Source organism: Acetobacterium fimetarium, assembly GCF_014284475.1.
GTDB lineage: Bacteria > Bacillota > Clostridia > Eubacteriales > Eubacteriaceae > Acetobacterium > Acetobacterium fimetarium.
Genome location: NZ_WJBC01000014.1, coordinates 21,660 through 34,496 on the forward strand (window position 1 = coordinate 21,660; position 12,837 = coordinate 34,496).

Sequence of the window (12,837 nt, forward strand, 5' to 3'; positions counted from 1 at the left end):
AATAAATTTCAAAAAGGAAATTCAGATGAGAAAACTATTGAAGAATAAAACCGTCGTTCTCGGTATTACCGGCAGTATCGCCGCTTATAAAATGGCGAACGTGGCCAGCAGTCTGGCTAAAATGGACTGCGACGTCCAAGTCATCATGACAAAGAATGCGCAGGAATTCATTTCGCCGCTTGTTTTTGAAAGTTTGACCGGAAACAAATGCATTGTGGATACGTTTGACCGCAATATCAGTTATGACATCGCGCATGTCAGTCTGGCCAAGAAGGCCGATCTTTTCATGGTCGCACCGGCCTCTGCCAATGTCATCGGTAAAATCGCCCACGGTATCGCGGACGATATGCTGACTACTACCATTATGGCCTGCCGCTGTCCCAAGCTGATTGCACCGGCCATGAACACCGCAATGTACGAAAACATCATTGTCCAGAATAATCTGAGCATTCTCAACGGATTCGGCTACAACATCATCGATCCCGCCGTCGGCATTCTTGCCTGCAAGGATTTCGGCCCCGGCAAACTGCCCGATGAAGATTTGCTGATCAGCCATATTCTCCGGGAAATCGCCTATCCCGATGACCTGTGCGGAAGAAAAATCCTGATTACTGCCGGACCGACCGGTGAAGCCATTGATCCGGTCCGCTATATCACCAATCATTCCAGCGGGAAAATGGGTTATGCCCTGGCTAACGCGGCCATGCTGCGCGGTGCCGAGGTCACCCTGATCAGCGGAAAAACAGCCCTTAAAGTGCCCGCTTTCGTCAAGCATATCCCGGCCTTTTCTGCCAGTGAAATGTGTGCCCAGGTCATGGACCATTTTGAAGAAACCGACATCGTCATCAAATCGGCGGCTGTCGCCGATTTCAAACCCAAGCACTACTCCGATGAAAAACTGAAGAAGAAAGCCGGTCTTCCCGAGATACAATTGACCCCCACAATTGATATTCTAAAAACGATCGGCGAGAAAAAACGGTCTGATCAATTCGTCTGCGGTTTTTCAATGGAAACCGAAAATATGATCGAAAACACCATCGATAAACTGAAGCGCAAGAATGTCAACATGATGGTTGCCAATAACTTGAAAGAAAAAGGTGCCGGTTTTAACAGCTCGACCAACCGGGTCACGATCATCACCGCGGAGCGGACCGAGGAACTCCCGCTTTTATCCAAGGATGACGTGGCTCACCGGGTTCTCGATGCCATCATCGAAGCATTCTGATGACCATTTCGCAACTCAGCCATGTTGCCATGGAAATGGGCGTGATTCTGCTTTCAAATGGTGCCGAGACCTACCGTGTCGAAGAATCGATGCACCGAATCTGTCTCGCACTGGGCGCTCAGGAAGCTGAAATTTTCTGCGTCCCCACCACCATTATCATTTCGATCACAATGGATGACACCGCGCCGCTGACTCAGACGCGACGGATTCATACCCGCATCACGGATCTGACAAAGGTTGATGAAATTAATCATCTGTCACGGAAAATCTGTTATGAGGCCATCCCCTATGATGATCTGATTTCTGAAATCGGGCGCATTAACGCCGCACCTTCCTATCCCTATGTTCTTCAGGTTTTAGCCTTTGCCTTTATTTCGCAGATGTTCACCCTTTTTTTCGGTGGAAATCTGCAGGACAGCTGCATCGGTTTCGTGATCGGCATTGCCACCAAGCTGCTGATGGACCTCATGGGCCGGCTGGAAACAAACAGCTTTTTCATCAATATGATCGGCGGTGCGATCGCCGCATTGGTGGCCGTAACCGCGTCCGGACTGGGATTGACCACGCAGATGAATACCATTATCATCGGATCGATCATGACACTGGTTCCGGGACTCGTGATTACCAATGCCATTCGCGATATCATCGCCGGCGATTATCTTTCCGGTTTAACAAAGGGTGTCGAGGCACTACTGATCGCGGCTGCAATTGCCGCGGGCGTGGCAGTGCCGCTGAGCCTGCTGCGACCGTTCTGGGGAGGTTGAACAGATGACTTATTTTTTACCTTGTCTATATGCGTTTATCGCCTCTTTCGCATTCGCTGTCGTGTTCAATATCAAAAAAAACAAACTGCTGTTTTCCGCACTTGGCGGTTTCGTGGGGCAACTGACCTTTGCGTTATTTCAGTTAATCATCAGCAATGACGTGGTTCTGTACCTGTTTGCCACCATCGCTATTTCCCTCTATGCGGAAATCATGGCCCGGTTGACGAGTTCGCCAACCACTATTTACCTGGCCGTCGCGCTGATTCCTCTGGTTCCGGGCGGCGGAATGTACTATACCATGCTCGATTTTATCAATGGCGAGATCGATCTCGCGATTTCAACCGGGGTTCATACCCTACTGATTTCAGGGGCCCTGGCGATGGGCATCATCCTGGTTTCGTCTTCGGTGACGCTGACCCGAAAGGTCATGCTTAAAAGACGGCACCTAAAAGAAAAGCGTGAATCAGCATAAGCTGTTGATATACCATACCCGTACCGACCAATTGTTAATCAGTTGTCGGTACTACGTTTCCAGTTTGACTACTGAATCTATTGCCGGACCTCCGACAAAAAAAGGCTCATTATTTTATCTGACCATACGGTCCAGGATAAATAATGAGCCTTTTTCTGACATATCAACTGCAAAGCCGATCAGCAGCAGTCGCCGCCACTACAATCGGAATCGCTGCAGTCTCCGCCGCCGCAGCAGCTGCAGCCTGACGCGCTTTGTGATTTTTTAATCATTTCGATGACATCTTCTCTGGTCATCCCCGACCAGCTGACCAGATCTGAATTTGTGGGATAATCACCCATCTTTTTAATTTCGCCATCCACCACCGTGAGTGGCAGTGCGCCCATTCCGATGTTAATCAGCGCATCATTCACTTTCGGGTTCTGAACGAAAACCTCCGGTGAATCGGTGAGATTATACCGTTCGATTTCCTTACCCATGCTTACCAGTTCGCCGACGATCGCCGTTATCCGCAACAGGTCCGCATCCACACCTGGTCCACAGACACCGGTTGGGCAGCACATTGCCGGTTCAAAAATTTCCACTTTACTCATTTCATTCTCCATTTCATTTCTGTGCCAATGTGCACAAATGTTCTCAATCAAACGATTCGAACGAACCCTTATTCCAGGAAGCCGTCGATGATTTTTGCTTCCGCTTCGCTTTCTGTCAGTCCCAATGTCATCAGCTTGATCATCTGGTCGCCGGCAATTTTCCCGATGGCCGCCTCATGAATCAGCATCGCATCCAGACTGTTTGCGGTAATTTCCGGAATGGCTTTCACCACGCCGTGATCCATAATGATGGCATCGCACTCCGAATGGCCCATACATCGGGTATTGCCGTTGATTTTTGAAATAAAGGTCTGTTTTGAATGTTCCCTCGCTACGGAGCGGGAAATCAGATTGACGCTGGAATCCTCACCGTCCATATCCACTTCAAAGCTCGATTCAGCGAACTGATCGCCATGGGTCATCAGCTTTTCTTTGATCACAAGTTTGGCATTGGCCTTGAGCTTCGCTTTCGTGAAGCGTTTGGTGGAATCCACGCCTTTGATCTGCGTGGTTTCCATTTCCATAAAGCTGCCTTCTTCCTGTTGCACCTCTGTGACCGGATCGATGACCCGCTTGCCGGTGCCAGTTCCCACGCCGATATGCTTTTCAACATACAGAACATGAGAATTCTTTCCCAGGAAGAAACGATGAATGCCGTTATGTTCAGAACCGTCGCAGCTGTCGCCCGTGCTGACGCCGCAGCCGGCGATGATTTTAACGTCGGCATTTTCACCGATATAAAAGTCGTTGTAAACCAGATCGTGAACGCCGCTGCAGGAAACCAGTGCTGGTATATAAACATTCTCGGATTTGGTATTGGGTTTGACGATGATATCAATGCCGGATTTGTCTTCTTTTCCGACAATTTGAATATTTTCACTGGACTGTCTCGCCACACTTTTACTGTTGTCTCTGATGTTATAAGCGCCTTTTGGCAATTCATCCAGTCCGCTGACTTCTTTTAATAATTGTTTTGCGATATCATTCATTTCATTCATATTAAGCCTCCACAATATCCTGACAATTCAGACAGTTCAAAGGATCTTCGCAATGGAGCAATTCAGGCAGCACACTGTCCTTGGCGCCGCGTTTGATGATCGCCCCATCGACCATCGCGATGATCTCATCCGCCACATCCAGAATGCGTTCCTGATGCGAAATAATAACGATGGATACTTCCTTGTTGCTGTGCATTTTTTTGAACACATCAATCAGATGGTTGAAGCTCCATAAATCAATACCGGCTTCCGGCTCATCAAAAATCGATAAAATCGTATTTCTGGCGATAACCGTGGCAATCTCGATTCGCTTGATTTCTCCCCCCGACAATCCCGCATTGAGTTCCCGATTGATATAGTCTTTGGCGCACAGGCCGACTTCAGACAAGTAGTGACTTGCCTCGGCGACAGACAGGTCTTTTCCCGCGGCAACATTCAAAAGGGCATGCACGGTAATCCCCTTGAAACGAATTGGCTGCTGAAACCCGAAACTGATTCCTTTTTGGGCGCGTTCCGTAATACCTAAATTGGTGATATCTTCACCATTGAACGTAATCTTACCTTTGGTTGGTTTGACAACGCCGGTAATCACTCGGGCCAAGGTGGATTTTCCACCGCCGTTTGGGCCAGTTATGGCAACAAATTTGCCTTTTTCAATCGATAAATTAACATCTTTTAAGATCTCTTTTTCGTTGTCCACTTCAAAAGAGACATTTTCAAGTTTTAACATTTTTTCTCCTTCTCATTCCTTCTCCAGCAAGTTTCTATGGTATATTCTAACACTATTTTTGCATTTTTCATACTATTCAAAGGGTAAATTTTTATTCGTCATCCGACCTCTGCGACTTGATTTTTTTAAATTGTCGACAAATTTTAACCCTTAGTCTTCATATCCCTGCGGATGACTGCGGTGCCATTCCCAGGCTGTTTTTATAATCGTATCCAGATCAGAATACTTCGGCACCCACCCCAGCTGATTTTGCGCTTTCTGTGACGAAGCGATCAGCACCGCCGGATCACCGGGACGGCGATCGGCCATTTCCACGCGAAACGCTTTTCCGGTAATGGCCTTCGCCTGTTCAATCACTTCTTTAACCGAAAAACCGTTTCCATTTCCCAGATTGAACACATCACTCTCGCCACCTTTGAAGAGTCTTTCCATCCCCAGAATGTGTGCCGCTGCAATATCCATCACATGGATATAGTCCCTGACACAGGTTCCATCCGAGGTCTGATAGTCCTCACCAAATACCGAGATTTGCTCCCGCTGACCTAACGCTGTTTTTAATATCAGTGGAATCAAATGAGATTCTGGGCTGTGATCCTCCCCGATATTTCCGGCCGGATGAGCGCCCGAAGCATTGAAATAGCGAAAAACCATATATTTGAGCCTGTGCGCTTCGCCGGTCCATCGCAGCATTTTTTCCACTGCCAGTTTTGTTTCGCCGTAGGTATTGGTGGGATGCTTTGCCGCCGATTCTAAAATCGGTATTTGTTCCGGCTCCCCGTAGACCGAGGCCGAGGACGAAAAAACAAATTTCTTCACCCCGCATTCAACCATGGTCTCTAACAGGCACAGCGTTCCATACACGTTATTATTGTAATAATCCAGTGGCTTTTCCATGGATTCTCCCACCAGCGAATTGGCACAAAAATGCATCACACAGTCCAGCCGATGCTTTTTGAACACTTCATTTAAAAAGCCCTTGTCTCTGATATCTCCGGTTTCAATGACAACCCCTTCAGGAACAGCACCAGAATGCCCGGTGGAAAAATTATCCAAAACGACCACCTGGTAGTTTTTTTCCACCAAATCTCTAACCACATGTGAGCCTATATATCCGGCTCCGCCACATACTAAAATTTTCATGGTATCTCCTGTTTTGCAGAATCGAATTTTTAATTCTATTTTATATTCAAATTGATGATTCACTTAAATATCATAATCCAGTATAACAAAATTACGCAACAATAACCAGCAAAACAACACATCATTTGAAATTACACTGCTAAATAACTGAATAACGATCAAAAATGAGCTCAGGAACAACGGTACGGTGGTTTATCGAGAACGACAAAAGGAACCCCGGAGGATTCCTTTTGTCGTTTATTTAACAGGTAATTGCGAAATTCAAATGAAACGAACAACGATTGCTTTGATGTCAGTTTTCACAAACAATTTTGTAACGTGTAGGCGAACAGTTCAACGAACTGTCCGCCGTACAGTGTAAAAATTGTTTCGTGTAAACTGGCAGCGAAGCTCACGGCCGTTTCGCAATCACTTTTTGTTCTTTATTACATTTCTGATCTTTGTTTGTAACCCATGTAACGTTCGTAAGCTTCTTCTTTGGCTTTTTTATAAAGCGTTGCTGAAACTTCCGGGAAAGTCAGTTTCAACGAGGTATAACGAACTTCTGAATCCAGGAAGTCGGTGAATTTATCCATATCCGGTTCTTTAGAATCCAGGATGAACGGATTTTTTCCTTCTTCTTTCAGAGTTGGGTTAAATCGGTACAGATGCCAGTAACCGGATTCCACTGCAAAAGCTTCATGGGCCTGAGTGCGGCTCATTCCGCCTTTAATACCGTGATTGATACATGGTGCATAGGCAATGATCAGCGATGGGCCATCATAAGCTTCCGCTTCCGTGATTGCCTTGATAAACTGATTCTTGTCCGCGCCCATTGCAACCTGTGCAACATAGACATAACCATAGGTCGCTGCCATCATGCCCAGATCTTTTTTCTTGACTCTTTCACCGGCAGAAGCAAATTGAGCAACCGCTGCAGTCGGAGTCGATTTTGAAGCCTGGCCGCCGGTATTGGAGTAGATTTCCGTATCCACTACCAGTACATTAACGTTTCTTCGTGATGCCAGAACATGATCCAGTCCGCCATAGCCAATATCGTAGGCCCAACCGTCACCACCAAAGATCCATTGGGATTTTTTAACCAGGTAAGATTTATTGTCATTGATGAATTTGACGCGTTGACCTAATTGGCCGGCTGGAGAATAATCTGCCAGCGCTTTGACAAGTTGATCCGATGCAGCTTTTGAAGCGTCGGTATTCTTTCGGCCATCAATCCACGCATTGGCTGCCGCTTTCACGCCTTCAGGCGCATCTCCGGCAATGATTTCCTTGAGGTAGTTTTCAATGGTATCGCCCATTTTTTCAGTAGCAAGCGACATACCAAAGCCAAATTCGGCATTATCTTCAAATAATGAATTTCCCCAGGCTGGACCTTTTCCTTCAGCGTTTTTCGTATAAGGTGTTGATGGCGAAGATGCGCCCCAGATTGATGTACAGCCGGTTGCATTCGCAACCATCATGCGGTCACCAAACAATTGGGTAATGGTTTTGATATAAGGTGTTTCCCCACAGCCTGCACAAGCGCCTGAGAATTCCAGCAGTGGCTGACAGAACTGGCTGCCTTTAACCGTCGCTTTGTTCATCAGACTGTCTTTCACTTTGACCGTCATCGCATAATCCCACAATGGAATTTGAGCGGTTTCGGATTCGATTGGAACCATATCCAGCGCTTTTGTTTTTGCCGGACAAACATCCTGACAGTTGCCACAACCGGTACAATCCAGTGTGCTTACCTGAATGCGGTATTCCAGTCCTTCGAGTTGTTTTCCTTTCGCTTCAATGGTTACAAAACCTTCCGGAGCTGCCGCTTTTTCGCCTGCGTCCACCAGAATCGGTCGGATCGCTGCATGCGGGCAGATGAATGAGCACTGATTACATTGAATACAATTTTCCGGAATCCATTTTGGCACGTTCATTGCGATGCCACGTTTTTCAAATGCGGACGATCCGGCCATAAAGGTTCCATCTTCTACTCCGGTAAATGCCGAAACTTTGATGCTGTCTCCTTCAAACCGACTGATCGGACGAAGAATATCTTTAATAAATTTAGGCACACTTTCTGCTGGTGTTGTTTCAGCCGCAAGAGCTTTCCAGGAGGCTGGGATATCCACTTTAACCAGTGCATTAATTCCCTGATCGACGGCTTCATTGTTCATATCAACAATCTTCTGGCCTTTTTTACCATAAGATTTCTGGATGCCAGCTTTTGAGAAAGCCACGGCATCTTCGATTGGAATGATATTGGCTAATTTGAAGAAGGCCGACTGCATGATCATATTGGTTCGACGACCCAGGCCAATCTCTTCGGCAATCTTGGTTGCGTTGATGATATAGAACTGAATATCATTTTCTGCCATGTATTTTTTCATCGTAGCCGGTATTTTTTCTTCCAGTTCTGAAACATTCCAAACCGTGTTAAGCAGGAAGATTCCGCCCTTTTTCAGTCCTTTTAACATATCGTACTGATTGACGTATGCCTGTGTTGAACAGGATACAAAGTCCGAATTGTTGATCAGGTAAGGTGATTTAATCGGTTTTTTACCGAATCTCAAGTGTGAAACGGTAATCCCGCCGGATTTTTTACTGTCGTAATCAAAATAACCTTGAGCGTATAACTCGGTATGGTCACCAATGATTTTAATCGCTGACTTGTTCGCTCCGACCGTTCCGTCAGAACCAAGTCCCCAGAATTTGCAGGCGGTTGTGCCTTCTGCTCCGGTAACGATGTTTTCGCCTAACTCCAGGTTGGTATAGGTGACATCATCGACGATTCCAATGGTGAATTTGTCTTTTGGGGCATCGAGTTTCAAATTGTCATAAACGGCTTTAATCTGTGCCGGGGTGGTGTCTTTTGAGCTTAAACCGTAACGTCCGCCGACGATCAGCGGTTGTACCGGTTTTCCGTAGAATACGGTACAGATATCCTGATATAAAGGCTCTCCGAGTGAACCGGGTTCTTTTGTTCTGTCTAATACGGCAATCTTTTTAACTGTTTTTGGCAACACTTTCAATAAATATTCCGGTGCGAACGGTCTGAAAAGTCGGACTTTAATCAAACCAACTTTTTCGCCTTTGGCAGCCAGATAATCAATGGTTTCTTCAATCGTATCGGTTACCGATCCCATCGCAACGATGATGTTTTCAGCATCCGGTGCGCCACAATAATCAAACAGATGATATTCCCGACCGGTTTCAGCGGAGATTTTTTCCATGTAATCTGCGACGATTTCAGGCACATTTTCATAATAAGGATTGCAGGCTTCTCGTGCCTGGAAGTAAATATCCGGATTTTGAGCGGTTCCACGGGTGACCGGATGTTCCGGATTCAAGGCCCGATTTCTGAATTCCTGGATTGCCTCATAATCCGCCAATTTTTTGAAAACATCATAATCAATGACTTCAATTTTCTGAATTTCGTGGGATGTTCTGAAGCCATCGAAAAAATGCAAAAATGGAACTCTTGATTTAATTGCCGCCAAATGGGCAATTCCCGCCAAATCCATTACTTCCTGAACACTGCTTGATGCCAACAGCGCAAAGCCCGTTTGACGACAAGCCATAACATCACCGTGGTCACCAAAAATGGATAATGCATGCGCTGCCAGCGTACGGGCAGTAACATGAAAAACACCAGGCAATAATTCGCCGGCAATTTTATACATATTGGGAATCATCAGCAATAATCCCTGAGAGGCTGTAAACGTTGTGGTTAACGCACCGGCTGCTAAAGAACCATGTACGGCTCCGGCAGCGCCACCTTCAGACTGCATTTCAGAAACTTTTACCGTTTCATCAAAGATATTTTTTCGTCCTTGAGAAGCCCAAACATCCGCATATTCTGCCATTGGGGATGAAGGGGTAATTGGGAAAATTGCAGCTACCTCTGTAAACGCATAAGCAACGTGTGCAGCTGCAGTATTTCCATCCATTGTCATCATTTTTTTAGGCATGATTTTCCTCCTTGAAATTAAAACAGATTGTATTTATTGAGTACATAAACAGCAAAATTTTATCAACAAAATTATATCATAATAGTTTTTGAGTGTATACACTTAATTACAGGTAATTTTTTACCCCGAAAAACTTGAAAAACAGCACTTGTTTACCATATCTTTTATAATGTTATACTTTTTATTCATTAAGTCGTTTTTCAATGGCTGCGATCGTTTCTTTAAGAACTTTAGTCCGGGCAAAATATTTGTTATTTGCCTCAACAATAATCCATGGGGCATTTACCGTTGACGTTTTCAGCAACATTTCATCCACCGCAATTTTATAAATTTCCCATTTTTCGCGGTTCCGCCAGTCCTCATCCGTGATTTTCCATCCTTTGTGCGGGTTATCCTGTCTTTCAGTAAAGCGTTTGAGCTGTTCATCCTGGTCAATGTGCAGCCAGAATTTGATGACAATCGCCCCCCAATCAGAGAGATGCTTCTCAAATTCATTGATTTCCCGGAAGCTTCGGTCATACTCTTCCTGGGTGCAAAAGCCCTCAATCGGTTCTACCATGACGCGACCATACCAGGTGCGATCCCATACGCCCAAATGCCCATTCTTGGGAATATCCCGCCAGAACCGCCATAAGTAATGATGCATTCTTTCAATATCGCTTGGACTGGCCGTGGGATATACGGTGTAGCCCCGCGGATCGAGGTTTCTCGTCAGCCTTTTGATGCAACCACCCTTTCCGCCGGCATCCCAGCCTTCAAATCCAACAATCAGCGGAATTCTCTCCTTGTATAATTCGTACTGCAGCAGCCTGATTCGCTTCTGGCAGTCTTTTATCTCTTCCTGATATTCTTCTTCACTGATTTCCTGATCAAAGACAACACCATCGAGCACCTTGGAATGAAACGGCATATCGCCTTCATGAATCAAGGGTTTCAGTTCGATTTCCGGTGCCGTTTTAACTTTCTCAATCGCTTTTTCCAAACGGGTTTCCAAAACACTCAAAACCTTGATCAAGGCATAATCTTTGTATTCACCTTCAATAATGATCCAGGGGGCACACTCACTGTCGGTTTGTTCAAGTCCGCGATTCACCTTTTCATACAGCTTATCGTAGTGTTTGTTTTCTTTTTTGTCCCGGGGCGTTACTTTCCAGGCGGTGGCATCATTTCCAAGTAGTTTATTGAAACGTTTTTTCTGCTCTTTTTTACTGATGTGAACAAAAAACTTTAAAATAATCATGCCGTCATCCGATAAGGTTTGCTCAAATTCATTGCACTGTTTCATAAATCCCAGCAGGTTCAATGAGTCAATCGATTTTCGGTAAATCAGGTCACTGTAGTAACTTCGATTGAAAATGCCGATCTGTCCTTTTTCAGGTGTCTTCGTCCAGTAACGCCATAAAAAGGGACGGAATATTTCATCTTCGCTTTCCTGTTTTTTGAAATTATGGACGCGAAATGAGCGGGGATCCATTGGCATCAGCAGTTCATTGATCAGGGTTCCCTTTCCGGCGGCATCCCATCCTTCAAAGATGATTAATACCGGTATCCCCAAGTCATGAACCGTGCGCTGAAGTTCACCCAGCCGAATCGACAACCGTTCTTTTTCAGCTCGATAAGCCTCTTTGTCAATCGTCACACCTAAATCAATTTTTTCCAGCATAGCAGCCTCCTCTTATCTATCATTTTGAATAAAATTTAGAAAAAAAAGGGTGTCATTAAGACACCCTGATGTTGAAGCTAAAATTATATTTCGTCTATTTATTGAATTTTGCGTAAGTCGCATCCAAATCGGGATGGGACAAGGTTTCCATGACATAATCCGCATATTCTGATCCGGTTGCCCCGGTATCGCGGCCTGTCAGGACCAGTTTTTTCTCATATAAGCCGCAGATGTCCAGTGCTTTCTGGAGCATTTCTGCTTTTTCCTGATATCCGATGTGTTCCAGCAGCATGCCGGCAGCCCGAATAATGCTGCAGGGATCGGCATATTGGCCACGGCCTTCGGTTACCATTCGCGGTGCCGAACCATGAATCGCTTCAAACATTGCATATTGCTTACCAATATTTGCTGATCCAGCCGTGCCGACGCCGCCCTGAAATTCAGCTGCTTCATCGGTTAAGATATCGCCATACAGGTTCGGTAAAACCAGTACTTTGAATTGGCTTCTGCGTTTTTCATCAACAAGTTTAGCTGTCATGATATCAATATACCAGTCATCCATTTCCACTTCTGGATAGTTCTTGGCAATCGCTTTGGCAGCATCGAGGAATTTTCCATCGGTAGTCTTGATAACATTGGCCTTGGTAACGACGGTTACTTTATTCTTGCCGGATTTCCTGGCATAATCAAAGGCCGCCTTGATAATCCGATCCGAACCTTCCTGAGTCGTAACCGTAAAATCGATGGCGAGGTCATCATTGACATGAATGCCCTTGCTGCCGATGGCATAAGCACCTTCTGTATTTTCCCGGTAGAAAGTCCAGTCAATTCCTTTTTCAGGCACACTAACCGGACGAACATTGGCAAACAAATCCAACTCCCGTCGCATCGCAACATTGGCACTTTCGATATTCGGCCATGGATCGCCTTCTCTTGGTGTTGTGGTTGGTCCTTTTAAAATAACATCGCAGGTTTTCAGTTCCGCCAGCACATCATCCGGAATGGCTTTGCCGCAGGCAGCGCGGTTCTCTATGGTCAAGCCGTCGATTACCTTAAGGACAATTCGGCCCTTTTTAATGTCTTCCGACAGTAAAAACTCCAGGACGCGTTGCGCTTCAGCGGTAATAAAGGGACCAATTCCGTCTCCGCCGACAACGCCAATGACGATCTTGTCTTTCGCTTTAAAATCAGTAAAATCATTCTGGATCTTCATTCTTTCGATGCGTTCCAATTGCTCTTTAACCAGTTCTCCAAAATGTTCTTTAGCTCTTTCAATTTGTTGTTCGATCAAGTTAAATCCTC

At 45.6% G+C, this 12,837-nt stretch carries 10 protein-coding genes; 3 read left to right on the top strand and 7 right to left on the bottom strand.

The features are described 5' to 3' along the window. The first annotated feature begins 25 nt into the window (after positions 1 to 25). From coaBC to GH808_RS10165, 3 genes are read left to right on the top strand one after another with little or no spacing between them, the layout of a single operon-like run. On the top strand, positions 26 to 1,225 hold the full coding sequence (gene coaBC, locus GH808_RS10155; RefSeq protein ID WP_186842677.1) for a bifunctional phosphopantothenoylcysteine decarboxylase/phosphopantothenate--cysteine ligase CoaBC: 1,200 nt from the start codon (positions 26 to 28) through the stop codon (positions 1,223 to 1,225). Then, positions 1,225 to 1,989, top strand: coding sequence for a threonine/serine exporter family protein (locus GH808_RS10160; protein WP_186842678.1), 765 nt, complete (start codon positions 1,225 to 1,227; stop codon positions 1,987 to 1,989). The genes coaBC and GH808_RS10160 overlap by 1 nt, the downstream gene beginning before the upstream one ends. A 4-nt stretch (positions 1,990 to 1,993) precedes the next feature. Then, positions 1,994 to 2,461 (top strand): threonine/serine exporter family protein, encoded by a 468-nt coding sequence (locus GH808_RS10165; RefSeq protein WP_186842679.1) that lies wholly within the window; start codon positions 1,994 to 1,996, stop codon positions 2,459 to 2,461. A gap of 179 nt (positions 2,462 to 2,640) precedes the next feature. On the opposite strand, the gene arsD is transcribed toward GH808_RS10165, so the two are convergent. The 7 genes from arsD to GH808_RS10200 all read right to left on the bottom strand — a co-directional run bounded on the left by arsD (position 2,641) and on the right by GH808_RS10200 (position 12,823). Beyond that, a complete protein-coding gene (arsD, locus tag GH808_RS10170; RefSeq protein WP_186842680.1) occupies positions 2,641 to 3,054 on the bottom strand; it encodes an arsenite efflux transporter metallochaperone ArsD in 414 nt (137 codons plus the stop codon). Between the two features lie 68 nt (positions 3,055 to 3,122). Further along, the gene (locus GH808_RS10175) at positions 3,123 to 4,043 is read right to left on the bottom strand and encodes a SufB/SufD family protein (protein WP_186842724.1); all 921 of its coding nucleotides are present in this window, start codon (positions 4,041 to 4,043) and stop codon (positions 3,123 to 3,125) included. Positions 4,044 to 4,053: 10 nt separating this feature from the next. Then, positions 4,054 to 4,782 carry an ABC transporter ATP-binding protein gene (locus GH808_RS10180; protein ID WP_186842681.1) on the bottom strand — a complete coding sequence of 243 codons (729 nt, stop codon included), beginning with the start codon at positions 4,780 to 4,782 and terminating at the stop codon, positions 4,054 to 4,056. A gap of 150 nt (positions 4,783 to 4,932) precedes the next feature. Beyond that, positions 4,933 to 5,922, bottom strand: a complete 990-nt coding sequence (gene galE / locus GH808_RS10185; RefSeq protein WP_186842682.1) for a UDP-glucose 4-epimerase GalE — start codon at positions 5,920 to 5,922, stop codon at positions 4,933 to 4,935. A 425-nt stretch (positions 5,923 to 6,347) separates the two neighbouring features. Then, positions 6,348 to 9,872 carry a pyruvate:ferredoxin (flavodoxin) oxidoreductase gene (gene nifJ / locus GH808_RS10190; protein ID WP_186842683.1) on the bottom strand — a complete coding sequence of 1,175 codons (3,525 nt, stop codon included), beginning with the start codon at positions 9,870 to 9,872 and terminating at the stop codon, positions 6,348 to 6,350. A 181-nt stretch (positions 9,873 to 10,053) separates the two neighbouring features. Then, positions 10,054 to 11,535, bottom strand: coding sequence for a polyphosphate:AMP phosphotransferase (gene pap, locus GH808_RS10195; RefSeq protein ID WP_186842684.1), 1,482 nt, complete (start codon positions 11,533 to 11,535; stop codon positions 10,054 to 10,056). Between the two features lie 94 nt (positions 11,536 to 11,629). Next, a complete protein-coding gene (locus GH808_RS10200; RefSeq protein WP_420797526.1) occupies positions 11,630 to 12,823 on the bottom strand; it encodes an isocitrate/isopropylmalate family dehydrogenase in 1,194 nt (397 codons plus the stop codon). Positions 12,824 to 12,837: the final 14 nt, after the last annotated feature.